Genomic DNA, 24,672 nt, shown 5'->3' with positions numbered 1-24,672 from the left:
GTGCGTCGGCGGGCACGAAGCCAGCACGCGATCGCGCCGCCATCCGCGATTCCTGGCGTATCGTGGATAGCTGGTTCTCGCAGAGGACAGCCAGCACGTTCTCCGCCGGGACACCGGAAGCCGGACGCGAAGCCATCGCGGCGGCGACATCCGCCAGATGACCGGACAACTCAAGATGAGGAGCTCGCCGTGACCACCGGGCTACCGTCGCAGACGCAGGTGATCGAGCTACTCGATGCAGAGTTTGCGCGCGCGGGATACGAGATCGAAGACGTGGTCATCGACGCACGCACCCGGCCCCCACGCATCACGGTGATCGCCGACGGCGACGACGGCCTCGACCTGGACACGGCCGCCGCGCTGTCACGCTCGGCGTCGGCGCTGCTCGACGATCTGGACACCATCGGCGACCACTATGTGCTCGAGGTCTCCTCGCCCGGTGTGGACCGCCCCCTGACCCGCGCGAAGCACTTCCGCCGCGCCCGCGGCCGCAAGGTCGACGTCACCCTCTCCGACGGATCGACGCTGACCGGCCGCATCGGCGAGACGAACGAGGACGCCGTCGCGCTGGTGGTTCGCACCGGCCGGGACTGGGCGATCCGCGAAATCTCGCTCGGTGATGTCGTCAAAGCTGTTGTCCAGGTGGAGTTTTCGCCCCCTGCCGACGCCGAACTGGCATTGGCGAAGCGTGGGGCTGGGGAGGAGCGGCGCAGATGAACATCGACATGGCCGCACTGCATGCGATCGAGGTGGATCGGGGCATCTCGGTCAACGAGCTGCTCGAGACCATCAAGTCCGCGCTGCTCACCGCCTACCGGCACACCGAGGGCCATCAGAACGACGCGCGCATCGAGATCGACCGCAAGACCGGCGTCGTCCGGGTGATCGCCCGGGAGACCGACGAAGACGACAACGTCATCAGCGAATGGGACGACACCCCCGAGGGCTTCGGGCGCATCGCCGCCACCACCGCACGCCAGGTGATGCTGCAGCGATTCCGCGATGCCGAGAACGAGCGCACCTACGGCGAGTTCTCCACGCGTGAGGGCGAGATCGTCGCGGGCGTGATCCAGCGTGACAGCCGGGCCAACGCGCGCGGCCTGGTGGTGGTCCGGATGGGCACCGAGACGAAGGCGTCCGAGGGCGTGATCCCGGCGGCCGAACAGGTCCCCGGGGAAAGCTACGAACACGGCAACCGCGTGCGGTGCTACGTGATCGGGGTGACCCGCGGGGCCCGCGAGCCGCTGATCACGCTGTCGCGGACCCACCCCAACCTGGTCCGCAAGCTGTTCTCCCTGGAGGTGCCCGAGATCGCCGACGAGTCGGTCGAAATCGTGGCCGTGGCGCGCGAGGCCGGCCATCGCTCCAAGATCGCGGTGAAGTCGAACCTGCCCGGCCTGAACGCCAAGGGCGCCTGCATCGGCCCGATGGGGCAGCGGGTCCGCAACGTGATGAGCGAGCTCTCCGGCGAGAAGATCGACATCATCGACTACGACGAGGACCCGGCCCGCTTCGTCGCCAACGCGTTGTCGCCGGCCAAGGTGGTCTCGGTGTCGATCATCGACCAGTCCGCCCGCGCCGCCCGGGTGGTCGTCCCCGATTTCCAGTTGTCACTGGCCATCGGCAAGGAGGGGCAGAACGCGCGGCTGGCCGCCCGGCTCACCGGATGGCGCATCGACATCCGCGGGGACTCGCCCGGCGGGCACGCGGAGAGCGAGCCCGAACACGGCGCCACCCACGGAATGGCCCACGACCGCTAGGGCGCGCCCGCACACCCTCGGGCGGTGCTGACCATCGATCCGGTGACGCTAGACTAGCCGTGATCCAGCGTGAGCCTTCGGCCTCCGAAACCCAGAAGGGCGCACCGACACATGGGTGGACCCGTGCGGACGTGTATCGGGTGCCGAAAGCGAGAGTTGGCCGTCGAACTGCTTCGCGTGGTGGCTGTGCCGACCGGGAACGGCGAATTCGCCGTGATCGTTGACACAGGCAGTCGCCTGCCGGGGCGGGGTGCATGGCTGCACCCCGTGCCGCACTGCGCACAACAGGCGATCCGGCGGCGGGCTTTCACCAAGGCGCTGCGCATCACCGGTTCACCGGACACCTCCGCGGTGGTCGAGCACATAGAGTCGCTGAATGCGCCCGATCGCCCGGCAACAGAACAGGTAGCAAAGAACATGAGCACACCGTGAAGTCCCGATGACAATGTGTCATAGCTAAACCCGAGGCGCGGCCCCACGACTGTCGCCTCATAGACAGGAGATGTAGTGGCAGGTAAGGCCCGCGTACACGAGTTGGCAAAGGAACTCGGTGTCACCAGCAAGGAAGTCCTCGCCCGACTGAATGATCAGGGCGAATTCGTCAAATCCGCGTCGTCGACGGTGGAAGCGCCGGTCGCTCGCCGGCTGCGCGAGTCCTTCGGGGGCGGCAAGCCCGCGGCCGAGAAGGCCCCCGCGAAGGCCGCGAAAGGCGAGGCCAAGGCGTCCGCCAAGGCCCCCGACAAGTCGCTCGACGCGGCCCTCGACAACGCGATCAACAAACCCGCCGGCAACGGCGAAGCGACCGCGACGCCGGCCCAGCCCGGTGGCGCGGCGCCCGCTGCCGCCGCCCAGGCCTCCGGCGCCGCGCCGAGCGACGCCCCGGCGCGACCGGGGCCGGCCCCCGCGCGGCCGTCGGCGCCGTCGCCGGGGCAGCCGAAGCCGCCCGCTCCCGGCCAGGCGCCGCACCCCGGCATGACGCCGGGCCCGCGCCCCGGCCCCATCCCCAAGCCCCGCGCCCCGCGCGTCGGCAACAACCCGTTCTCGTCGGCGCAACCCGTCGACCGGCCCATCCCGCGCCCGGCGGCGCCGCGTCCCGGAGCGCCCCGCCCGGGCGCGCCGCGGCCCGGCGCCTCCCCGGGCAACATGCCACCCCGGCCCGCCGGCGCCGCCGGACAGGGCCGCCCGCCGCGCCCCGGCGCCCCGCGGCCCGGCGGCGGCCGGCCCGGTGGTCCCGGCGGTCGTGACGGGGGAGGCGGCAACTACCGCGGCGGTGGCGGCGGAGTCGGCGCCCCGCCCGGAGGCGGCGGCGGTTTCCGCGGCCGGCCCGGTGGCGGCGGCCGTCCCGGCCAGCGCGGCGGTGCGGCCGGCGCGTTCGGCCGTCCCGGCGGCGCGCCCCGGCGTGGCCGCAAGTCGAAGCGGGCGAAGCGCGCCGAGTACGAGAACATGCAGGCCCCGGTCGTCGGCGGTGTGCGGTTGCCGCACGGCAACGGCGAGACGATCCGGCTGGCCCGCGGCGCGTCGCTCTCCGACTTCGCCGACAAGATCAACGCCAACCCGGCCTCGCTGGTGCAGGCGCTGTTCAACCTCGGTGAGATGGTGACGGCCACCCAATCGGTGGGCGACGAGACGCTCGAACTGCTGGGCAGCGAGATGAACTACGTCGTCCAGGTCGTCAGCCCCGAGGACGAGGACCGCGAGCTGCTCGAGTCCTTCGATCTGACCTACGGCGAGGACGAAGGCACCGAGGAAGACCTGCAGACCCGCCCGCCGGTGGTGACCGTGATGGGTCACGTCGACCACGGTAAGACGCGGCTGCTGGACACCATCCGTAAGGCCAACGTGCGCGAGGCCGAGGCGGGCGGCATCACCCAGCACATCGGCGCCTACCAGGTGTCCGTCGAGCACGACGGCGACGAGCGGCCGATCACCTTCATCGACACCCCGGGTCACGAGGCGTTCACCGCCATGCGTGCCCGCGGCGCGAAGGCCACCGACATCGCGATCCTGGTGGTCGCCGCCGACGACGGCGTCATGCCCCAGACGGTGGAGGCCATCAACCACGCGCAGGCCGCCGACGTGCCCATCGTGGTGGCGGTCAACAAGATCGACGTGGAGGGCGCCGACCCGGCCAAGATCCGCGGCCAACTCACCGAATACGGTTTGGTGGCAGAGGATTTCGGTGGCGAGACGATGTTCGTCGACATCTCCGCCAAGCAGGGCACCAACATCGATGCGCTGCTCGAGGCGGTCCTGCTGACCGCCGACGCCGCCCTGGACCTGCGGGCCAACCCCGACATGGAGGCCCAGGGTGTCGCGATCGAGGCGCACCTGGACCGCGGCCGCGGGCCGGTCGCGACCGTGCTGGTGCAGCGCGGCACGCTGCGCGTCGGCGACTCGGTGGTCGCCGGCGACGCCTACGGGCGCGTGCGCCGCATGGTCGACGAGCACGGCGACGACGTCGAAGAGGCGCTGCCGTCGCGGCCCGTGCAGGTCATCGGGTTCACGTCGGTGCCCGGCGCCGGTGACAACCTGCTGGTCGTCGACGAGGACCGCATCGCCCGCCAGATCGCCGACAAGCGCAGCGCGCGCAAGCGCAACGCGCTGGCGGCCCGCTCGCGCAAGCGGATCAGCCTGGAGGACCTGGACTCGGCGCTGAAGGAAACCAGCCAGCTGAACCTGATCCTCAAGGGCGACAACGCCGGTACGGTCGAGGCGCTCGAAGAGGCCCTGATGGGCATCCAGATCGACGACGAGGTGGCGCTGCGCGTCATCGACCGCGGCGTCGGTGGCATCACCGAAACCAACGTCAACCTGGCGTCGGCGTCGGACGCGGTGATCATCGGCTTCAACGTGCGGGCCGAGGGCAAGGCCACCGAGCTGGCCAACCGCGAGGGCGTGGAGATCCGCTACTACTCGGTGATCTACCAGGCGATCGACGAGATCGAGAAGGCCCTGCGCGGCATGCTCAAGCCGATCTACGAGGAGAACCAGCTGGGTCGCGCCGAGATCCGGGCGATCTTCCGGTCCTCCAAGGTGGGCATCATCGCCGGCTGCATGATCAGCTCCGGCGTGGTGCGGCGCAACGCCAAGGCCCGGTTGCTGCGCGACAACGTCGTGGTCACCGAGAACCTCACGATCAACTCGCTGCGACGCGAAAAGGATGATGTGACCGAGGTCCGCGAGGGCTTCGAATGCGGTATGACGCTGGGCTATTCCGACATCAAGGAAGGCGACATCATCGAGTCCTACGAGCTGGTCCAAAAGGAACGGTCGTGACCCGGCATGGCTGACCCCGCCCGGGCCCGCCGCCTGGCCAAGCGGATCAACACGATCGTCGCCTCGGCGATCGAGTTCGAGATCAAGGACCCCGGGCTCGACGGGGTCACCATCGTGGACGCGAAGGTGACCGCCGACCTGCACGACGCGACCGTGTTCTACACGGTCATGGGGCGCACGCTGGACGACGAGCCGGACTACGGCGCCGCCGCGGCCGCGCTGGAGCGGGCCAAGGGCGCGCTGCGCACCATGGTCGGGGCGGGCACCGGCGTGCGCTTCACGCCCACCCTCACGTTCACCCGCGACACCACGTCGGACAACGTGCAGCGGATGGACGAGTTGCTGGCGCGGGCCCGCGCCGCGGACGCTGATCTGGCGCGGGTTCGTTCGGGCGCCAAGCCGGCTGGGGAGGCCGATCCATACCGGGATAGCGGATCGGGCGCCGAGCCCGGCCTCGACGGGAGCATCGGTGACGACGACCAACGCGAATACTGAACTGGCCGGTGTGGGTGCACGCGTCGACGCGCCGGCCGCCGTCGACCTACTGTCGGACGCCGCCACCGTCGCGGTGATCGCCCACGTGCATCCCGACGCCGACACCATCGGCGCCGGTCTGGCGCTGGGTTTGGTGCTCGACAAGTGCGGCAAACGGGCCGAGGTCAGTTTCGCCGAGCCCACCGGCCTGCCGGAATCGCTGGCTTCGCTGCCGGGCCGCCACCTGCTGGTCAGCCCGGACGCGATGCGCCGCGACGTCGATCTGGTTGTCACCGTTGACGTTCCGAGCGTCAAGCGGCTGGGCGCGTTGAGCGAGCTGGCCGTGTCGGGCGCCGAGGTGCTGGTGATCGACCACCACGCCTCCAACGACATGTTCGGCACCGCCAATTTCGTTGATGTGTCGGCGGATTCGACGACGATGATGATCGCCGACATCCTCGACGCGTGGGGCAAGCCCATCGATCCCGACGTCGCGCACTGCATCTACGCCGGCCTGACGACCGATACCGGATCGTTCCGCTGGGCCAGCGCGCGCGCCCTTCGTCTGGCCGCCCGGCTGGTCGACGCCGGCGTGGACAACGCCGCCATCAGCCGGACCCTGATGGACACCCATCCGTTCGGATGGCTGCCGCTGCTGTCGCGCGTGCTGGCGTCGGCCCAGTTGGTGCCGGGCGCGGCCGGCGGCCGAGGGCTGGTGTATGCCGTTGTCGGCCACCAGGATTGGAGCGGCTCCCGCCCGGAGGAAGTCGAAAGCATCGTCGACATCGTGCGGACCACGCAGCAGGCCGAGGTGGCCGCGGTCTTCAAGGAGGTCGCGCCGGGGCAGTGGTCGGTATCGATGCGGGCCAAGGCCGAAGTGGACCTGGCGACGGTCGCGTCCGCATTCGGCGGCGGCGGGCACCGGCTGGCGGCCGGCTACTCGACCACCGGCCCCATCGAGGACGCCGTCGCGGCGCTGCGCACCGCGCTCGGGTGACCGAGCCGGATCGACCCGACGCCGGGGGCCGTCGGATCGCCGGCCTGGCGCTGCCCGCGCTGGGCGTGCTGGCGGCCGAACCGCTCTACCTGCTCTTCGATACCGCGGTCGTCGGCCGGCTCGGCGCCCTGAGCCTGGCCGGGCTGGCCATCGGCGGGCTCCTGCTCAGCCTGGTGGGTTCCGACCTCACCTTCCTGTCCTACGGCACGACGGCACGCTCGGCCCGCCACTTCGGCGCCGGCAACCGCTCGTCGGCGGTGATCGAGGGCGTGCAGGCGACGTGGTTGGCGCTGGGGTTGGGCGCGCTCGTCGTGATCGCCGTGCAGGCCGCGGCGGTGCCGCTGGTGTCGGTGATCGCCGGCGGCAAAGTGGGCGGGGAGGGGATCGCCGCGGCGGCGCTGCCGTGGCTGCGCATCGCGATCTTCGGCGCCCCGGCCATATTGGTGTCGCTGGCGGGGAACGGGTGGATGCGCGGCGTGCAGGACACCGTCCGCCCGCTGCGTTATGTGGTTGCCGGCTTTGGGCTTTCGGCGCTGCTGTGCCCGCTGTTGGTCTACGGCTGGCTGGGGTTGCCGCGGTTGGGGCTGGCCGGATCGGCGGTGGCCAACCTGGCGGGCCAGTGGCTGGCCGCGGTGCTGTTCGGGCGCGCGCTGCTGGCCGAGCGGGCACCGCTGCGGCTGGACCGCGCCGTGCTGCGGGCCCAACTCGTGATGGGCCGGGACCTGGTGGTGCGGACGCTGGCTTTTCAGGCCTGCTTCGTCTCGGCGGGCGCGGTCGCCGCCCGATTCGGCGCCTCGGCGCTGGCCGCGCATCAGGTCGTGCTGCAGCTGTGGGAATTCCTTGCGCTGGTGTTGGATTCGTTGGCCATAGCGGCGCAGGCCCTCGTGGGCGCCGCGCTGGGCGCCGGTGACGCCGCGCACGCGAAATCGGTGGCGCGGCGGGTGACGCTGTTCTCGGCGGCGGCCGCCGCCCTGCTGGCGGCCGTCTGCGCGGTCGGGTTTTCCGCGCTGCCCCGCCTGTTCACCGACGACCGTTCGGTGCTGGCCGCGATCGGAGTGCCGTGGTGGTTCCTGGTGGCCCAATTACCCTTTGCCGGAATTGTTTTCGCCCTGGATGGCGTGCTGCTGGGTGCGGGGGACGCCGCGTTCATGCGCACCGCCACCGTGATCAGCGCGCTGGTCGGCTTCTTGCCGTTGATCTGGCTGTCGCTGGTGTTCGGCTGGGGTCTGGCCGGCATCTGGACGGGGCTAACCACGTTCGTGCTGCTGCGGCTGGTCTTCGTTGGCGCCCGGGCGATCTCGGGCCGCTGGGCGGCCACCACGGGCCGCTAGAACGCCCAGCTGCCCGAGCGCTGCACGACGAATCCGTGGTCGCCGCTGGTGGTGTCCAGGCAGGCGACCAGGTTGTCGGCTCCCACCGCGCAGGTGACGTTGAGGTAGGTCAACTTCTGGCCCGCGGCCAACAGCTTGGCGCCCGTGGGCAGCGCGGGCGGGTTGCCGTCGCATCCGCTGTAGGACATGCGGCTCAACTGGTAGCCGGGGCCCTTGAAGTCGACGGAACCCACGACGCAATCGCCCGGCCTCGGGCGGCCCCCGGGGATGGGGACGTCGTCCATGCCCGACATGTCGCCCTTGCACTTGATGTCCTGTGAGGGTTGCGGCGCGGGCGCCGGCCCGCCGTAAAAGTCACAGACCAGCGCGTACGGGGCCGAAAAGGCGATCCGCGGCGAGGCGCCGGTGCTGAGGTAGCCCTCGGGCGGGACGGCGGTGTAGCCGTCGAGGTTGGGGAACTTCGGCGGCGGCTGGGCGGCCGCGAGGGGCGCACCGGCCGCGATCGCCGATGCCGCCAGCGCCAGGCAGGCGAGCGCCCTGCTGATTCCCACAACCGCGCGCATCACCTGATCGTATTGGGTGGCCGGAAATCGGCCCGACCGGACCGCCCGGTCAGCGAACCTGCGCCCGCCCGCGTTGCAACACGGCCTCCCGGTTGGCGGCGATGTCGTCGCCGCTGGTCCGGAACTGCCGGGCGGCCGTCGCCTCCTGCCAGAGCCCGGCGCCGGTCTGCGCGTCGTCGATGCGGTGATAGGACGCCAGCAACGCCCGCACCGCGTCCTGGTTGTTCCCCACGATCGACGCGGCGACCTGGCGCGCGGCACCCAGCAGCCGCTCGTGGGGCACCACCTCGGTCACCAGGCCGGCGCGCAGCGCGTCGGCGGCGGACAGGTAGTCGCCGGTCATGCTCATCCGCCGGGCCAGGCCGATGCCCACCTTCTGCGGTAACCGCACGCTCAGCCCCCAGGTGGGCAGCAGGCCCACCCGGGCGTGCGTGTCGGCGAAGCGGGCGTTCTCCGAGGCGATCAGGATGTCGCAGTACAGCGCCAGCTCCAGCCCGCCGGTCACCGCGGCGCCGTTGATGGCGCCGATCACCGGCTTGGTCATCGCCGGCCACCGCGGCGAGATGTCCGGCAGCGCCGTCGAGCCGCCGAGCTCCTTGAGATCGAGTCCCGCGCAGAACACCGGGTCGGCGCCGGTGACGATGACGACGTCGACGTCGTCGTCGGTTTCGGCGTCGGCCAGCGCGCCGAAGAAGCGGTCCCGCAACGCCGAGGACAGCGCGTTGCGCGATTGGGGGCGGTTCAGGGTCAGGGTGCGGACCCGTTCCTCGGTGTCGATCAGCAGGATCTCGTCGGTCATGAATGCAACCGTAGTCAGCCGTCCGTTGCGACCGGAGGCGGTACGGCGGGGCAGCGCTTATCGTGGGGACCATGTGCCGGAACATCACCGAACTGCGGGGTCTTCAGCCGGCGGCCACCGCGGAGGAAATCGCCGCGGCGGCCCGCCAGTACGTGCGCAAGGTCAGCGGCATCACCCACCCGTCGGCCGTCAACGCCGAGGCGTTCGAGCAGGCGGTCGCCGAGGTCACCGAGACGACGACCCGGCTGCTCGGGCGGCTGGCCCCGCGGCGTCAGCCGCCCAAGACGGTGCCGCCGTTGCGCCGGCCCGAGGTGGTGGCCCGGTTGGCGGGTGCGACATGACGGTGACCGCCACGATGCCCGCGCTCAAAGAGTGGAGCGCCGCGGTCCACGCCCTGCTCGACGGCCGCCAACGGGTGCTGCTGCGCAAGGGGGGCACCGGGGAGAAGCGGTTCGACCTTGCCGCCCGCGAATTCCTGTTGTTCCCGACGGTCGCGCACAGCCACGCCGAGCGGGTGCGCACCGAACATCGAGACCTGCTCGAGCCCGCCGCCGCCGACAGCACCGACGACGAGCTGGTGATCCGCGCGGCCGCGAAAGTCGTTGCGGCGGTGGCTGTTGAGCGGCCCGACGGCCTGGCGGCCATCGAGGACCTGCACATCTGGACGCCCGAGTCGGTGCGCGCCGACCGGCTCGATTTTCGCCCCAAGCACAAGCTGGCCGTGCTGGTGGTGTCGGTGATCCCGTTGGCCGAACCGGCACGCATCGCCCGGACGCCCGAATACGCCGGCTGCAAGAGCTGGGTGGAGCTGCCGGTGCACGCACCGTTGGCGGCGCCGGTGCACGACGATCCCGCGCTAGACGCCGTCGCCGCCCGCGTCCGCGATGCCGTCGGCTGACAACTCCGCCGGGCCGACGGGCAACACCAGCCGGGAGCGTCCGTAGCGCACGCTGTGGGTGACCGGCGTGGCGCGCCGGGCGGTCAGCACCGGTTCGTCGCCGCCGAGGTTGTGCGCGTAGCGCGGGGACCAACTACCGGCGATCAGCACCCGGATGCGTGACCCGGCGCGGAACCGGTGGGCGATGCCGTCGAGCTCGAGGCGAACGACCTTCTCCGACTTCGTCTTCGCCGCGGTGGCCAACCGGCGGTAGGCCTCGCTCACGTTGCGCGACCGGCCCTTCGGATCGACCTCACTCACCCGCACGAACAGGTCGACGTGCGGATTGTCGGCGCCGTGTGCGAGCTCGACGACCGGGGTTCCGTAGGCGTACAGGTCCTGGGTGAGGGTGGCGCTGGTGAACGCCAGCACGTCGGCGCGCGACGCGAGCCGGCCGTCGTCGCGGTAACCGCCGTTGGCGGACAGCATCGGGCCGCCGATGGTCGGTGTCGGATCGGCCGGGTCGTAGCGAAACGTGGCCGGGGACAGCCCTTTCAGCGTCGGGGCGGTCTCACCCAGGTAGCCACCGGGCCGCAGGTACAGCGCGCGCTCGGTGGTGACGGGCGGCCACGCGGGCAGGCTGCGCCACCCTTGGCCTCGACCCACGCCGGTGACGTAGACCCGGACCGGGCTGGGCCGGCGGGCGGGGGCCTCACCCAGGTGAGTGCCCAGCCAATCCAGCGTCTCCCGGGCGCAGGTGGCGAGCCCGGTGGTGAGCAGCTGGGTGTGCGTCCACGGGCCGACGGTGAGCGCGACATCGACTCCCCGGCCGTGCAGATGCGCGTACTGCCGCAGCGTCTGCCCGATGAAGAGGTCCTGCCAGCCGCCGATGAGCAGCACGGGCACCTGAACCCGGTCCAGCGCCTCGTTGCAGCGCAACGCATTCCAGAAGGGATCGCCGGGATCGCTGTGTTCGGCCCACGATTCGAACCAGGGTGCGCCCGTGCCGAGCAGGGCCCGGGCGGCTTCGCCCAGTGGCGTCGCGGCCGCGGCCCGCGGCACCTTGCGGCGGGTCTGCAACTGGCGCAGCGCGGCGCGGGCCCGCACCGGGTCCTCCTGGTGCGCCACCATGTCGCTCCAGCCCAGGAAGTCGTTGACCGCGAACGACCCTGTGCCCCAAGTCGATTCGTTGAAGTCATGCGGTCCCACCGCGATCACCGCGGTCGCCAGTTCCGGCGGGGGATCCTGCAACAGGGCCCACTGCGTGAATCCCAGGTACGACATGCCGATGGTGGCGAAGCGGCCGGTGAACCACGGCTGCTCACGCAGCCATGCGACGGTGTCCGCGCCGTCGGCGATCTCGTCGGCCATCGGCTCGAAAACTCCGCCGGACCCGAACGTTCCGCGCACGCTCTGCAGCACCACGTGGTAGCCGCGCGCCGCGTACAGCGCACCGAATATCAGGGTGAACGGGAACCCGCGTCCGTAGGGGCTGCGGATCAGCACGGTGCCGACGGGGGTGGCGGGCGTGTAATGGTCGGCCACCAAGGCGACCCCGTCGCGCATCGGCACGCGCACGCGCTCCACGGTGTAGTCGGTGGTCGCCGGCGGCAGACCCAGCAACCGGCCAAGGGCCTTGCCGCCCAAGTGATTCACGGTGTGCAGGGTCGGCTGCGCGGGGCGGATCGAGGTGATGCTCACCCTAGAACTTGTAATACGGAGCGAGGTCGTTGGCGCGCTGCAGGTTGGTCTGCATGCAATCGACCTCGGGGTCGGAGTAGACGGTCGAGTAGTACAGCGCCTGCTGCAGCACACCGTAGCTGGTCTTGAACACGACCATGCAGGAGTAGAACCAGTAGCTGTTGTGATAGGTCGGCTTGAGCACCCAGTACTGCGCGGCGCGGTGGCCCGCGATCGTCGTCTCGACGGCGTCGGCGGGCAGCGAGGCCTCGTAGGTGCGCCAGATGATCGGCTCGACGGCCACCTGATAGTTGCCGGCGTCGAAGTGGCAGCGCAGCCCGTCCTCGTGCTCGGGCGGTGTGAATCCCAGCCCGACGCGCTGGACGACGTCGAACGGGATGTCCTCGCACGCGTCGAACGGGCGCGGATCGGTGGTCGCCACGATCGGGCTCTTCATCGTGGTTTCCATCGGCTGGGCGGTCGACCGCAGCTCGACGGGTCGATCGCCGCCACCCGGTAGGGAAGGGGAACCGGACAACACGCCCACCGTGCCCCCGATGGCCGCTGTGAGCAGCGCACCGAGCGCCCCCATCAGACGAACATTGGCGAACACGACACCCCCTGACGCCGCAGCGGTCCTTTCGGGGGAGTGTACAAGTCGCGCGCTCGGGGTCACAGGCAAAGGTGAACTTGTTCTAGTTCACCCGCCGACCGGGCGCGAAAACAGATCGCCCGGCCCGGGTCGTTAGGGTGGTTATTCGTGGCTGGGCATAGATCGGGGCAGGACTCGACCAACGGTGGGCAACCGACGCTGTGGGCGGTGTCCGACCTGCACACCGGTCACCTCGGCAACAAGCCGGTCACCGAATCGCTGCATCCGTCGTCGCCGGAGGACTGGCTGATCGTCGCCGGCGACGTCGCCGAGCGCACCGACGAGATTCGCTGGGCCCTTGACCTGCTACGACGGCGGTTCGCCGAGGTGATCTGGGTGCCCGGCAACCACGAGCTGTGGACCACCACCCGCGACCCCGTGCAGGTCTTCGGCAAGGCGCGCTACGACTACCTGGTCAACATGTGCGACGAGATGGGTGTGATCACGCCGGAGCATCCGTTCCCGGTCTGGACCGAGCGCGGCGGTCCGGCCACGATCGTGCCGATGTTCCTGCTCTACGACTACAGCTTCTTGCCCGAGGGGGCCACGAGCAAAGCCGAGGGGCTGACCATCGCGCGGGACCGCAACGTGGTGGCCACCGACGAGTTCCTGCTCTCCCCGGAGCCGTACCCCACCCGCGAGGCGTGGTGCCGCGAGCGCCTGGAGATCACCCGTGCCCGCCTCGAAGAGCTGGACTGGATGACGCCGACCGTTCTGGTGAACCACTTCCCGTTGGTCCGCGATCCCTGCGACGCGCTGTTCTACCCGGAGTTCTCGCTGTGGTGCGGAACCACCAAGACCGCCGACTGGCACACCCGCTACAACGCCGTCTGCTCGGTCTACGGTCACCTGCACATCCCGCGCACCACCTGGTATGACGACGTGCGCTTCGAGGAGGTGTCGGTGGGCTATCCGCGGGAGTGGCGGCGCCGCAAGCCGCCCAGCTGGCTGCGCCAGGTACTGCCGGATCCCCAGTACGCGCCCGGTGACCTCAACGACTTCGGCGGCCACTTCGAGATCACCCCCGAGATGCGACAGCAGGCCACGCAGTTCCGGGAACGGTTGCGGCAGCGGCAATCACGATGACGGGGGAGCACACGCTGGTGTCCTCCGTGTTGCCGGCCACCGACGGCCTGGCCTACTCGGAGGTGTATTCCGATCCGCCCGATCTCGCCCCGCTGCCCGAAGAGGAGCCGTTGATCGCGAGATCGGTGGCCAAGCGGCGCAACGAGTTCATCACCGTCCGGCACTGCGCCCGCATCGCGCTGGGCGAGCTCGGCCTGCCGCCGGTGCCGATCCTCAAGGGCGAGAAGGGAGAACCCTGCTGGCCCGACGGCGTGGTCGGCAGCCTCACCCACTGCACGGGGTACCGCGGCGCGGTGGTGGGCCGCACCGACGCGCTGCGCTCGGTGGGCATCGACGCCGAACCGCACGACGTGTTGCCCGACGGCGTGCTCAACGCGATCAGCCTGCCGGCCGAACGCACCGAGATCCCCGCCCACCTGTCGGGGGATCTGCATTGGGACCGAATCCTGTTCTGCGCCAAGGAGGCGACGTACAAGGCGTGGTTCCCGCTGACCAAACGGTGGCTGGGCTTCGAGGACGCCCACATCACGTTCGAGTCCGACGGCCCCGGCGCGGCGACGGGCCGGTTCGTCTCGCGGATCCTGATCGATCCGGCGGCGCTGTCCGGTCCGCCGCTGACGGAGCTGGCGGGCCGCTGGTCGGTCGAGCGCGGGCTGGTGCTGACCGCCATCGTCCTATGAGCGGTCCGGGCATCGTCGTCGTCGACAAGCCGCCGGCGATGACCAGCCACGACGTCGTGGGCCGCTGCCGCCGGATCTTCTCCACCCGGCGGGTGGGGCACGCGGGGACCCTGGACCCGATGGCCACCGGAGTGCTGGTGATCGGCGTCGAGCGCGCCACCAAGATCCTTGGCCTGCTGTCGGCTTCTTCGAAGTCGTACGCGGCCACCATCCGCCTGGGCCAGAGCACGTCGACCGACGACGCCGAGGGCGAGCCGGTGCGCAGCGTCCCGGCGGGGCACCTGACCGCCGAGGCGATCGGGACCGCCGTCGAGGGGCTGCGGGGTGACATCGCGCAGGTGCCCTCGACGGTCAGCGCCATCAAGGTGGGCGGCAAGCGCGCCTACCGCCTGGCCCGCGAGGGCCACGCCGTCGAGCTCGAGGCCCGCCCGGTGCGCATCGACCGGTTCGACGTGCGCGACATTCGCCCCGGACCGCACGGCGTGGACGTGCTCGACGTCGACGTCGAGGTCGATTGCTCGTCGGGGACCTACATCCGTGCGCTGGCCCGCGATCTGGGTGCCGCGCTGGGGGTGGGCGGGCACCTGACGGCGTTGCGCCGCACCCGGGCCGGCCGCTTCGGGCTAGACCAGGCGTATTCGCTCGACGAGCTCGCCGAGCGGCCGCGGCTGAGCTACAGCCTCGACGAGGCCTGCCTGCTGATCTTTCCGCGCCGGGAGTTGTCCGCCGGGGAGGCCGACGCCGCCGCCAACGGCCGGTCCCTGCCGGCGGCCGGGATCGACGGCGTCTACGCCGCCTGTGACCCCGACGGCCGGGTGGTTGCGCTGTTGCGCGACGAGGGGGCGCGGACCAAGTCGGTGGTGGTGGTCCGCCCGGCGACGCTTTAGCCGCCCCGGCCGAACGGTTGGTTGGGGTCCGTTGCACACTGGAATGCCTACGGGGCGAGGGAAAGGACAACGATGTCTACCAAGCAGTCCAACAAGGTTTACGTCATCGGCGTCGGCATGACGAAGTTCGAGAAGCCGGGTCGCCGCGAGGGCTGGGACTACCCCGACATGGCGCGCGAGTCGGGGACCAACGCGCTGGCCGACGCCGGCATCGCCTACCACGAGGTGCAGCAGGGCTACGTCGGCTACGTCGCCGGGGATTCGACGTCCGGGCAGCGCGCGCTCTACGAGCTCGGCATGACGGGGATCCCGGTGGTCAACGTCAACAACAACTGCTCCACCGGGTCCACCGCGCTCTTCCTGGCCGCGCAGGCGATCCGCGGCGGCATCGTCGACTGCGCGATCGCGCTGGGTTTCGAGAAGATGCAGCCCGGTTCGCTGGGCGGCGGAGCTCAGGACCGCGAATCGCCGATGGGCAAGCACGTCAAGGCGATGGCCGCGATCGACGAGTTCGCGATGCCCGTCGCGCCGTGGATGTTCGGCGCCGCCGGCCGCGAGCATATGAAGCAATACGGTTCCACCGCAGAGCATTTCGCCAAGATCGGCTACAAGAATCACAAGCACTCGGTGAACAACCCGTTCGCCCAGTTCCAGGAGTCCTACACGCTCGAGGACATCCTGGCGGCGCGGATGATCTCCGACCCGCTGACCAAGCTGCAGTGCTCGCCGACCTCCGACGGTTCGGGCGCGGCCATCCTGGCCTCGGAGAGCTTCGTCGACAGCCACGGGCTGGCGGGCCAGGCGGTGGAGATCGTCGGTCAGGCCATGACCACCGACTTCGCGTCGACGTTCGACGGGAGCGCCAAGAACCTCATCGGCTACGACATGAATGTGCAAGCCGCACAACAGGTCTACGACCAGTCCGGGCTGGGTCCGCAGGACTTCCAGGTGATCGAACTGCACGACTGCTTCTCGGCCAACGAGCTACTGCTCTACGAGGCGCTGGGCCTGTGCGGGCCGGGTGAGGCGCCCAAGCTGATCGACAACAACGACACCACCTACGGCGGCCGCTGGGTGGTCAACCCCTCCGGTGGCCTGATCTCCAAGGGGCACCCGCTGGGCGCGACCGGGCTGGCGCAGTGCGCCGAACTGACGTGGCAGCTGCGCGGGACGGCCGAGGCGCGTCAGGTCGAGGGCGTCAGCGCCGCACTGCAACACAACATCGGACTGGGCGGCGCCGCCGTCGTCACCGCCTACCAGCGCGCCGAACGCTAAGGGCGCCATGATCGAGTGGTCCGACACCGACCTGATGGTCCGCGACGCCGTTCGGCAGTTCGTCGACAAGGAGATCCGCCCGCATCTCGACGAATTGGAAACCGGCGCGATGTCGCCCTATCCGATCGCGCGCAAGCTGTTCAGCCAGTTCGGCCTCGACGCCATGGCCGCCGAATCGGTCAAGAAGATGCTGGACCGGGAGCGCTCGGGAGAGCGTCAAAGCGACGGCGAGGCAAGCGGTTTCGGCGGCGGAGCCCAGGGATCGATGATCGCGGTGCTGGTCTCCGAGATCGCCCGGGTCAGCATCGGGTTGCTGAGCACCGCCTCGGTGAGCCTCGGTCTGGGCGCGGCGACCATCATGAGCCGCGGCACGCTGGCCCAAAAGGAGCGCTGGCTGCCCGAGCTGATGACGCTGGAAAAGATTGCCGCGTGGGCCATCACCGAGCCGGACTCGGGCTCGGACGCGTTCGGCGGCATGAAGACCTACGTCAAACGCGACGGTGCCGATTACATCCTCAACGGGCAGAAGACGTTCATCACCAACGGGCCCTGCGCCGACGTCCTGGTCGTGTACGCCAAACTCGACGAGGGCTCGACCGAAGACAAGCGCAACCGCCCGGTGCTGGTGTTCGTGCTCGACGCCGGCATGCCGGGCCTGACGCAGGGCAAGCCGTTCAAGAAGATGGGCATGATGTCCTCGCCGACCGGCGAGCTGTTCTTCGACAACGTGCGGCTGAGCCCGGATCGCCTGCTCGGCGAGAGCGAACAGCACACCGACGGCGACGGCCGCGACAGCGCGCGCGCCAACTTCGCCGCCGAGCGGATCGGGATCGCGATGATGGCCCTGGGCATCATCGACGAATGCCACCGGCTGTGCGTCGACTACGCGAAGAGCCGCACGCTGTGGGGCCGCAACATCGGGCAGTTCCAGCTGATCCAGCTCAAGCTGGCCAAGATGGAAATCGCACGAATGAACGTGCAGAACATGGTCTTTCACACCATCGAGCGCCAACAGTCCGGTAAACCCCTGACGCTGGCCGAGGCGTCGGCGATCAAGCTGTACTCGTCGGAGGCGGCGACCGAGGTGGCCATGGAGGCCGTCCAACTGTTCGGCGGCAACGGATATATGGCCGAGTACCGGGTGGAGCAGCTGGCCCGCGACGCCAAGTCGCTGATGATCTACGCCGGCAGCAACGAGGTGCAGGTCACCCACATCGCCAAGGGATTGCTGGCCGACTGAGCTACGCGGTCACCCAGATCGCCCGCGCGGCCGGGCTGCCCAGGTCGACGGTCGTCTCGTCGCCGTCGCCGGATTCGATCGCCACCGAGATCATGCCCGCGAACTCGCGGCGGGTCAGGACCCGCAGCCGGGAGTCGAGGTTGATGCCGACGTCGGTGAAGTAGCGCAGCATCTCGGGGTCGGCGTCGGAGATGCGGGCCACCGTCCCGGCGTCGCCGTCGCCGCACGCCCACAGCTGGCGCGCCGGCGGGGTGGGCACCTGCCCGTCGGTGGCGGGGATGGGGTCTCCGTGCGGATCGCGCTGCGGGAATCCCAGCTTGGCGTCGATGCGGGCCACCAGGCGATCCGACACCGCGTGCTCGAGCACCTCGGCCTCGTCGTGCACCTCGTCCCACGCGTAGCCCAGCTCGTTGACCAGGAAGGTCTCCAGCAGCCGGTGGCGGCGCACCATCTCGAGCGCCGCGCGCCGCCCGGCCTCCGTCAGCGTCACCGCGCCGTACTTCTCGTGGTCGACGAGGCCCTGCTCGGCGAGTTTGCGGATCGACTCCGAGGCCGTGCTGGCCGACACCCCGATCTTCTCGGCCAGCATCTTCGTGCTGACCTTGTCGGGGGACCACTCCTGGGCATTCCAGATCGCCTTGAGGTAGTCCTGGCCGACCGCGGTGAGACCGCCACGCTCTTCGTCAGCACTCACAACGACAAAGTTTAGGCAACCCCATCCAGATCCGGCGTGTTCCCCGCCACCCTGGCGGGTGTCGGGCCCTCTCCGATCTCCCGGCCGGGCACTCGGCGCCGTAGGCTTGCGGTCGTGCAGCGGTGGCGCGGCCAAGACGAGATTCCCACGGACTGGGGCAGGTGTGTGCTCACCATCGGTGTGTTCGATGGTGTGCATCGCGGGCACGCGGAGCTGATCGCGCATGCGGTGAAGGCGGGGCGGGCGCGCAGCGTGCCGACGGTGTTGATGACGTTCGACCCGCACCCGATGGAAGTGGTCTATCCCGGCAGCCATCCGGCCCAGTTGACGACGCTGACGCGGCGCGCCGAGCTGGTCGAGGAACTCGGCATCGACGTCTTCTTGGTGATGCCGTTCACCACCGACTTCATGAAACTCACGCCGGACCGCTACGTGCACGAGCTGCTGGTGGAGAACCTGCACGTGGTCGAGGTCGTCGTGGGGGAGAACTTCACCTTCGGCAAGAAGGCGACCGGCAACGTCGAGACCCTGCGGCGCGCCGGCGATCGATTCGGGTTCGCCGTGGAGTCGATGTCGTTGCTCTCCGAGCACCACAGCAACGAGACCGTCACGTTCTCGTCCACCTACATCCGGTCCTGCGTGGACGCCGGCGACGTGGTGGCGGCCACCGAGGCCCTGGGTCGCCCGCACCGGGTCGAGGGCGTGGTGGTGCGGGGGCACGGCCGCGGCGCCGAACTGGGCTTCCCGACCGCGAACGTGGCGCCGCCGATGTATTCGGCCATCCCGGCCGACGGCGTGTACGCCGCGTGGTTCACCGTCCTCGGCCACGGCCCGGTGACCGGCACCGTCGTGCCGGGCGAGCGTTACCAGGCCGCGGTCTCCGTCGGCACCAACCCGACCTTCTCCGGGCGCACCCGCACCGTCGAGGCGTTCGTCCTGGACACCGACGCCGACCTGTACGGGCAGCACGTGGCGCTGGATTTCGTCGGCCGCATCCGTGGGCAGCACAAGTTCGACTCCGTCGAGGAACTCATCGTCGCGATGGGCGAGGACACCGAACGGGCCCGCACCATCCTGTCGACGCAGGACTGATCCACCGCGGTTGTCAGGAAGCGACCAGGTCGTCGATCTGGTTGATGGCCGACGACGAGCCCTCGACCACCCCCATGTCGAGCACCTGTTGCAGCGCCTCGGCGGACTCGAAGGCGCTCACGTAGGTCGCGCGAGTGCCGCCGCCGTGCTCGGTGAAGGTGTAGACGTTCCTCGAGACCGGCAGTCCGGGGTTCGGGTTGAAGTCCAGGTCGGCGAAGCCGTCGAGGAACGAGAAGCTCGTCGGCTCGTCGACGGCCGTGATCTCCCAATATCCGGCGTATTTCTCGCCGTCCGGACCGGTCATGAAGTACGTCGTGCGACCTCCGGGCGTCAGGCTGTGGTCGACGACGGTCGCCGGATGGGACGGCGGCCCCCACACCTTCTCCAGTTGACGCGGGTCGGCGTAGACCTGCCAGATCCGGTGCACCGGCGCGGCGAAGTCCGCGGTGATGGTCAGCGTCAGGTTGTCGGGATCGTGCTCGACGCCGGTCACGGGCATGGTTCAGTCCTCCTTGGTTGAGTCGGATGAGATGAGTTCGTCGATGCGTGCGATCCGGTCGCGCCAGAGGAGTTCCAACTCGGCGAGCATCGACGCCACCGACCGCACGGCCGTCACGTCACCGCTGGCCAGCTGCTCGCGACCGCTGCGTCGTTTGGTGACCAGGCCGGCCTTCTCGAGCACGACGACGTGCTTCTGCACCGCGGCGAAGCTCATGTCGTACTTGCGGGCGAGCGTGGAAACCGAGTGTTCCCCGGCCAGCGTCCGTCGCATGATGTCGCGCCGGGTTCGGTCGGCGAGCGCGTGGAACACGGCGTCCACCCGGTCCTCTTCGTCCACGTTCACCCGGCCAACATACAACCAAATGGTTGTATGTTGTCAAGTGTGCGGCGCTGGCCTGCGATTTCGGCGAACATCGCGGCCGCTGATAGACTCGCCCCCCGATACGGAGTGTGCTGCAGTCCGCGGCGGCCACGACCGAAATTTTCGCGGCACCGATTGATGGAGATAGTTCGTGGCGCTGACAGCCGAGCAGAAAAAAGAAATCCTGGGCACCTACGGCCTGCATGACACCGACACCGGTTCCCCGGAGGCGCAGGTCGCGCTGCTGACCAAGCGGATCGCCGACCTGACCGAGCACCTCAAGGTGCACAAGCACGACCACCACTCGCGGCGCGGCCTGTTGCTGCTGGTCGGGCGCCGGCGCCGGCTGCTCAAATACGTCGCCCAGATCGACGTGGAGCGCTACCGCTCGCTGGTCGAGCGCCTCGGCCTGCGCCGCTGACGCCGCCGTCGCCGGGGCTATGACGCCCGCCCGATCCCGCGCGATGCTGGCGGGGCGGGCCCGCCCGTGTAGAGTAAGGACGTTCTGGGCCGGTTCGGCCCGAGCAAAACGGTGCGGCCACGCAGATCCGCGTGCGCCGTTCCAGCGTGTCACTACGCACCTTCGAGGGAGCAGCCCAGTCTGCATCGGGCGGTCTTCGGTAGTGGCTGCCGGGCTCTCCGGATCTGGGGCTTCTCGGCCGCTTCGATCGATGGCCGTAGCCGCATTCAGACTGGCTCTTCGGGATAGCTCCCAGGGTGACTCGCAGGCCCCAACGGGTGCTGCGGACCCTCTCCAGGTTGCGCGTGACGACGCGAAACAGCCGAATAAGAGAGGCCGTACGGACGTCCATGTCTGTCGCTGAAATTGAAGAGGGCGTGTTCGAGGCGACCGCCACCATCGACAACGGGAGCTTCGGCACCCGCACCATCCGTTTCGAGACCGGCCGGCTGGCCCAGCAGGCCGCCGGCGCCGTGGTCGCGTACCTGGATGACGAAAACATGCTGTTGTCGGCGACCACCGCCAGCAAGAGCCCCAAGGAGCACTTCGACTTCTTCCCGCTGACCGTCGACGTGGAGGAGCGGATGTACGCCGCCGGTCGCATCCCCGGCTCGTTCTTCCGTCGCGAGGGCCGTCCCTCCACCGACGCGATCCTGACCTGCCGGCTCATCGACCGCCCGCTGCGCCCGTCGTTCGTCAGCGGGCTGCGCAACGAGATCCAGGTCGTGGTCACGGTCATGAGCCTGGACCCCAACGACCTGTACGACGTGCTGGCGATCAACGCCGCGTCGGCCTCCACCCAGCTGAGCGGGCTGCCGTTCTCGGGTCCGATCGGGGGCGTGCGGGTCGCGCTCATCGACGGCCAGTGGGTGGCGTTCCCGACCGTCGAGCAGCTCGAGCGGGCGGTGTTCGACATGGTGGTGGCCGGCCGCAAGGTGGACGGGGACGTCGCGATCATGATGGTCGAGGCCGAGGCCACCGAGAACGTCATCGAGCTCGTCGAGGGCGGCGCCCAGGCGCCGACGGAAACCGTTGTGGCCGAAGGGCTCGAGGCCGCCAAGCCGTTCATCGCCACCCTGTGCACCGCGCAGGAGGAGCTGGCCGGGGCGGCCGCCAAGCCGGTCGGCGAGTTCCCGACGTTCCCGGACTACGCCGAAGACGTCTACTACTCGGTCGCCTCGGTGGCCACCGACGAGCTGGCCAAGGCGCTGACCATCGGCGGCAAGGCCGAGCGCGACGCGCGCACCGACGAGCTGAAAGCCGAGGTGCTCGCGCGGCTCACTGGGGACTCTGGGACCTACGAGGGCCGCGAGAAAGAGGTCAGCGCCGCGTTCCGCTCGCTGACCAAGAAGCTGGTGCGCCAGCGCATCCTCACCGATCACTTCCGCATCGACGGCCGCGGCATCACCGACATCCGCGCGCTCTCGGCCGAGGTCGCCGTGGTGCCCCGCACGCACGGCAGCGCGCTGTTCCAGCGCGGTGAGACCCAGATCCTGGGCGTGACCACGCTCGACATGGTCAAGATGGCCCAGCAGATCGACTCGCTGGGGCCCGAGACCTCCAAGCGCTACATGCACCACTACAACTTCCCGCCGTTCTCCACCGGCGAGACGGGCCGGGTGGGTTCGCCCAAGCGGCGCGAGATCGGGCACGGCGCGCTCGCCGAGCGGGCCCTGATCCCGGTGCTGCCCGGCGTCGAGGATTTCCCGTACGCCATCCGCCAGGTCTCCGAGGCGCTGGGCTCCAACGGCTCGACGTCGATGGGGTCGGTCTGTGCGTCCACCCTGTCGCTGCTGAACGCCGGTGTGCCGCTGAAGGCGCCGGTGGCCGGCATCGCGATGGGCCTGGTCTCCGACGACGTCGAGATCGACGGCCGCACCGAGCGCCGGTTCGTCACGCTGACCGACATCCTGGGCGCCGAGGACGCGTTCGGCGACATGGACTTCAAGTGCGCCGGCACCAAGGACTTCGTCACCGCGCTGCAGCTGGACACCAAGCTCGACGGCATCCCGTCGCAGGTCCTGGCGGGCGCCCTGGGCCAGGCCAAAGACGCGCGCCTGACGATCCTCGAGGTCATGGCCGAGGCCATCGACGCGCCCGACGAGATGAGCCCCTATGCCCCGCGGGTCACCACCATCAAGGTTCCGGTGGACAAGATCGGTGAGGTCATCGGCCCCAAGGGCAAGGTCATCAACGGCATCACCGAGGAGACCGGCGCGCAGATCTCCATCGAGGACGACGGCACCGTGTTCGTCGGCGCCACCGACGGGCCCTCGGCGCAGGCCGCGATCGACCGGATCAACGCCATCGCCAACCCGCAGCTGCCGACGGTCGGCGAACGTTTCCTCGGAACCGTGGTCAAGACAACGGATTTCGGCGCGTTCGTCTCGCTGCTGCCCGGTCGCGACGGCCTGGTGCACATCTCCAAGCTCGGCAAGGGCAAGCGCATCGCGAAGGTCGAGGACGTGGTGAACGTCGGCGACAAGCTGCGCGTCGAAATCGCCGACATCGACAAGCGCGGCAAGATTTCGCTGGTGCTGGTGGAGGACGACAACTCGGCGCCCGCCGATGCCCCGGCGGCCGCCCCTGCCGATGCCGCGAGCTGATTCGGGAAAGCGAGCAGCTGACCCCGGGCTGCGGCGGGGTAACCACACGGCCGCGGCGGACCCGCACGCCGCACTGCGGCGCACGACGCTGCCGGGCGGCTTGCGGGTGGTCACCGAATACCTGCCCGCGGTGCGTTCCGCCTCCGTCGGAGTGTGGGTCGGGGTCGGCTCGCGCGACGAGGGTGCCACCGTCGCCGGCGCGGCCCACTTCCTCGAGCACCTGCTGTTCAAGTCGACCCCCAGCCGCACCGCGGTGGACATCGCCCAGGCGATGGATGCCGTCGGGGGAGAGCTGAACGCGTTCACCGCCAAGGAGCACACCTGCTACTACGCGCACGTGCTCGACAGCGACCTGGCGCTGGCAATCGACCTGGTCGCCGACGTGGTGCTCAACGGCCGCTGCGCCGCCGAGGACGTCGAACTGGAACGCGACGTGGTCCTCGAGGAGATCGCGATGCGCGACGACGACCCCGAGGACGCGCTCGGCGACATGTTCTTGGGCGCGCTGTTCGGTGACCACCCGGTGGGCCGCCCCGTCATCGGCACCGCGCGGTCGGTGACGTCGATGACGCGTAGCCAGCTGCACTCGTTTCACGTCCGGCGCTACACGCCCGAACGCATGGTGGTGGCGGTGGCCGGCAACGTCGACCACGACGAGGTCGTCGCGCTGGTGCGCGAGCACTTCGGCCCGCACCTGGTCCGCGGGCGCGCACCCATCGCGCCGCGCAAGGGCGCCGGGCGGGTCAACGGCCGGCCCGGGCTGGCGCTGGGCCACCGGGACGCCGAGCAGACCCACGTGTCGCTGGGGGTGCGCACGCCCGGCCGCGGCTGGCAGCACCGGTGGGCGCTGTCTGTGCTCAACACCGCCCTGGGCGGGGGCCTGAGTTCTCGGCTGTTCCAAGAGGTCCGGGAGCTGCGCGGGCTGGCCTACTCGGTGTACTCGACGGTCGACATCTTCGCCGACAGCGGCGCGCTGTCCGTGTACGCGGCCTGCCAGCCCGAACGTTTCGCCGAGGTCATGGAGGTGACCGGTGCGGTCCTCGACGCCGTGGCGCGCGACGGCATCACCGAGGCGGAGTGCCGGATCGCCAAGGGCTCGCTGCGCGGCGGCCTGGTGCTCGGCCTGGAGGACTCGGGCTCGCGGATGAGCCGGCTGGGCCGCAGCGAGCTCAACTACGGCAAGCACCGCAGCATCGAGCACACCCTGCGGCAGATCGACCAGGTGACCGTCGATGAGGTCAACGCCGTCGCCCGCCGGCTGCTCGGGCAGCGCTACGGCGCCGCGGTTCTCGGCCCCTATGCCGCCAAACGGTCACTGCCCCAACAACTTCGGGCGATGGTAGGCTAGCTCGAATGTCCGCCTCCTCACCCGCGCCCCCTC

General features: G+C 69.9%; 25 protein-coding genes. 18 read left to right on the top strand and 7 right to left on the bottom strand.

The annotated features are described in order from the left end of the window. Positions 1–189: 189 nt before the first annotated feature. The 7 genes from rimP (at position 190) to W7U_RS13340 (ending at position 7,838) form a co-directional block, all read left to right on the top strand. The gene (rimP, locus tag W7U_RS13370) at positions 190–717 is read left to right on the top strand and encodes a ribosome maturation factor RimP (RefSeq protein WP_008258727.1); all 528 of its coding nucleotides are present in this window, start codon (positions 190–192) and stop codon (positions 715–717) included. Continuing rightward, positions 714–1,760, top strand: a complete 1,047-nt coding sequence (nusA, locus tag W7U_RS13365; protein ID WP_008258725.1) for a transcription termination factor NusA — start codon at positions 714–716, stop codon at positions 1,758–1,760. Before rimP ends, nusA begins: the two co-directional genes overlap by 4 nt. 156 nt (positions 1,761–1,916) lie before the next feature. Next, positions 1,917–2,192, top strand: coding sequence for a YlxR family protein (locus W7U_RS13360; protein WP_008258723.1), 276 nt, complete (start codon positions 1,917–1,919; stop codon positions 2,190–2,192). A gap of 75 nt (positions 2,193–2,267) precedes the next feature. Next, positions 2,268–5,036, top strand: coding sequence for a translation initiation factor IF-2 (gene infB, locus W7U_RS13355; RefSeq protein WP_036429083.1), 2,769 nt, complete (start codon positions 2,268–2,270; stop codon positions 5,034–5,036). Positions 5,037–5,042: 6 nt separating this feature from the next. Beyond that, positions 5,043–5,531: a 30S ribosome-binding factor RbfA gene (gene rbfA / locus W7U_RS13350; protein ID WP_008258717.1), complete on the top strand. Its 489-nt coding sequence runs from the start codon at positions 5,043–5,045 to the stop codon at positions 5,529–5,531. Next, on the top strand, positions 5,506–6,507 hold the full coding sequence (locus tag W7U_RS13345; RefSeq protein WP_170320576.1) for a bifunctional oligoribonuclease/PAP phosphatase NrnA: 1,002 nt from the start codon (positions 5,506–5,508) through the stop codon (positions 6,505–6,507). The genes rbfA and W7U_RS13345 overlap by 26 nt, the downstream gene beginning before the upstream one ends. Then, complete coding sequence (locus W7U_RS13340) at positions 6,504–7,838, top strand: MATE family efflux transporter (RefSeq protein WP_008258712.1); 1,335 nt, start codon at positions 6,504–6,506, stop codon at positions 7,836–7,838. Before W7U_RS13345 ends, W7U_RS13340 begins: the two co-directional genes overlap by 4 nt. Here W7U_RS13340 and W7U_RS13335 read toward each other — a convergent pair. Next, on the bottom strand, positions 7,835–8,401 hold the full coding sequence (locus W7U_RS13335) for a hypothetical protein (protein ID WP_008258707.1): 567 nt from the start codon (positions 8,399–8,401) through the stop codon (positions 7,835–7,837). The two genes, W7U_RS13340 and W7U_RS13335, sit on opposite strands and share 4 nt — an antisense overlap. Positions 8,402–8,450: 49 nt before the next feature. Beyond that, on the bottom strand, positions 8,451–9,200 hold the full coding sequence (locus tag W7U_RS13330; RefSeq protein ID WP_008258700.1) for an enoyl-CoA hydratase: 750 nt from the start codon (positions 9,198–9,200) through the stop codon (positions 8,451–8,453). Between the two features lie 71 nt (positions 9,201–9,271). On the opposite strand from W7U_RS13330, the gene W7U_RS13325 reads away from it, so the two are divergent. Then, on the top strand, positions 9,272–9,541 hold the full coding sequence (locus W7U_RS13325; protein WP_008258698.1) for a DUF2277 family protein: 270 nt from the start codon (positions 9,272–9,274) through the stop codon (positions 9,539–9,541). Beyond that, positions 9,538–10,098 carry a DUF1802 family protein gene (locus tag W7U_RS13320; RefSeq protein WP_008258696.1) on the top strand — a complete coding sequence of 187 codons (561 nt, stop codon included), beginning with the start codon at positions 9,538–9,540 and terminating at the stop codon, positions 10,096–10,098. Before W7U_RS13325 ends, W7U_RS13320 begins: the two co-directional genes overlap by 4 nt. Here the strand turns inward: W7U_RS13320 and W7U_RS13315 are convergent. Both W7U_RS13315 and W7U_RS13310 read right to left on the bottom strand, forming a co-directional pair. Further along, on the bottom strand, positions 10,057–11,778 hold the full coding sequence (locus W7U_RS13315; protein WP_008258695.1) for a CocE/NonD family hydrolase: 1,722 nt from the start codon (positions 11,776–11,778) through the stop codon (positions 10,057–10,059). The genes W7U_RS13320 and W7U_RS13315 overlap by 42 nt on opposite strands. Before the next feature lies 1 nt (position 11,779). Further along, a complete protein-coding gene (locus tag W7U_RS13310; RefSeq protein WP_020823175.1) occupies positions 11,780–12,370 on the bottom strand; it encodes a hypothetical protein in 591 nt (196 codons plus the stop codon). Between the two features lie 147 nt (positions 12,371–12,517). Between W7U_RS13310 and W7U_RS13305 the strand changes: the two genes are divergently transcribed. From W7U_RS13305 to W7U_RS13285, 5 genes are all read left to right on the top strand, one after another. Further along, positions 12,518–13,495 carry a metallophosphoesterase gene (locus W7U_RS13305; RefSeq protein WP_036429080.1) on the top strand — a complete coding sequence of 326 codons (978 nt, stop codon included), beginning with the start codon at positions 12,518–12,520 and terminating at the stop codon, positions 13,493–13,495. Beyond that, entirely contained in the window at positions 13,492–14,175 is a 684-nt protein-coding gene (locus W7U_RS13300; RefSeq protein WP_008258687.1) for a 4'-phosphopantetheinyl transferase, read from the top strand. Before W7U_RS13305 ends, W7U_RS13300 begins: the two co-directional genes overlap by 4 nt. Continuing rightward, positions 14,172–15,062, top strand: a complete 891-nt coding sequence (truB, locus tag W7U_RS13295) for a tRNA pseudouridine(55) synthase TruB (protein WP_008258686.1) — start codon at positions 14,172–14,174, stop codon at positions 15,060–15,062. Before W7U_RS13300 ends, truB begins: the two co-directional genes overlap by 4 nt. A 72-nt stretch (positions 15,063–15,134) precedes the next feature. Then, the gene (locus W7U_RS13290; RefSeq protein ID WP_008258684.1) at positions 15,135–16,337 is read left to right on the top strand and encodes a lipid-transfer protein; all 1,203 of its coding nucleotides are present in this window, start codon (positions 15,135–15,137) and stop codon (positions 16,335–16,337) included. Between the two features lie 7 nt (positions 16,338–16,344). Then, complete coding sequence (locus W7U_RS13285; RefSeq protein WP_008258674.1) at positions 16,345–17,577, top strand: acyl-CoA dehydrogenase family protein; 1,233 nt, start codon at positions 16,345–16,347, stop codon at positions 17,575–17,577. Between the two features lies 1 nt (position 17,578). Here the strand turns inward: W7U_RS13285 and mntR are convergent, their stop codons facing one another. Next, complete coding sequence (mntR, locus tag W7U_RS13280; RefSeq protein WP_008258671.1) at positions 17,579–18,271, bottom strand: manganese-binding transcriptional regulator MntR; 693 nt, start codon at positions 18,269–18,271, stop codon at positions 17,579–17,581. 114 nt (positions 18,272–18,385) lie between these two features. Here mntR and W7U_RS13275 point away from each other — a divergent pair, with 114 nt between their 5' ends. Beyond that, positions 18,386–19,363, top strand: coding sequence for a bifunctional riboflavin kinase/FAD synthetase (locus W7U_RS13275; protein WP_014712052.1), 978 nt, complete (start codon positions 18,386–18,388; stop codon positions 19,361–19,363). Positions 19,364–19,376: 13 nt separating this feature from the next. Here the strand turns inward: W7U_RS13275 and W7U_RS13270 are convergent, their stop codons facing one another. Both W7U_RS13270 and W7U_RS13265 read right to left on the bottom strand, forming a co-directional pair. Then, a complete protein-coding gene (locus W7U_RS13270; protein ID WP_008258667.1) occupies positions 19,377–19,862 on the bottom strand; it encodes an SRPBCC domain-containing protein in 486 nt (161 codons plus the stop codon). Positions 19,863–19,865: 3 nt separating this feature from the next. Then, positions 19,866–20,207, bottom strand: coding sequence for a metalloregulator ArsR/SmtB family transcription factor (locus W7U_RS13265; protein WP_008258665.1), 342 nt, complete (start codon positions 20,205–20,207; stop codon positions 19,866–19,868). Between the two features lie 169 nt (positions 20,208–20,376). Between W7U_RS13265 and rpsO the strand changes: the two genes are divergently transcribed. The 3 genes from rpsO to W7U_RS13250 all read left to right on the top strand — a co-directional run bounded on the left by rpsO (position 20,377) and on the right by W7U_RS13250 (position 24,639). Continuing rightward, on the top strand, positions 20,377–20,646 hold the full coding sequence (gene rpsO, locus W7U_RS13260) for a 30S ribosomal protein S15 (protein WP_003878661.1): 270 nt from the start codon (positions 20,377–20,379) through the stop codon (positions 20,644–20,646). Between the two features lie 389 nt (positions 20,647–21,035). Continuing rightward, the gene (locus W7U_RS13255) at positions 21,036–23,291 is read left to right on the top strand and encodes a polyribonucleotide nucleotidyltransferase (RefSeq protein ID WP_020823172.1); all 2,256 of its coding nucleotides are present in this window, start codon (positions 21,036–21,038) and stop codon (positions 23,289–23,291) included. After that, positions 23,278–24,639 (top strand): pitrilysin family protein, encoded by a 1,362-nt coding sequence (locus tag W7U_RS13250; RefSeq protein WP_020823171.1) that lies wholly within the window; start codon positions 23,278–23,280, stop codon positions 24,637–24,639. The genes W7U_RS13255 and W7U_RS13250 overlap by 14 nt, the downstream gene beginning before the upstream one ends. Positions 24,640–24,672: the final 33 nt, after the last annotated feature.

The sequence above is a fragment of the Mycobacterium sp. H4Y genome, assembly GCF_000364405.1.
In the GTDB taxonomy this organism is placed as follows: domain Bacteria; phylum Actinomycetota; class Actinomycetes; order Mycobacteriales; family Mycobacteriaceae; genus Mycobacterium; species Mycobacterium intracellulare.
This window is presented reverse-complemented; position numbering and strand designations above follow the sequence as displayed.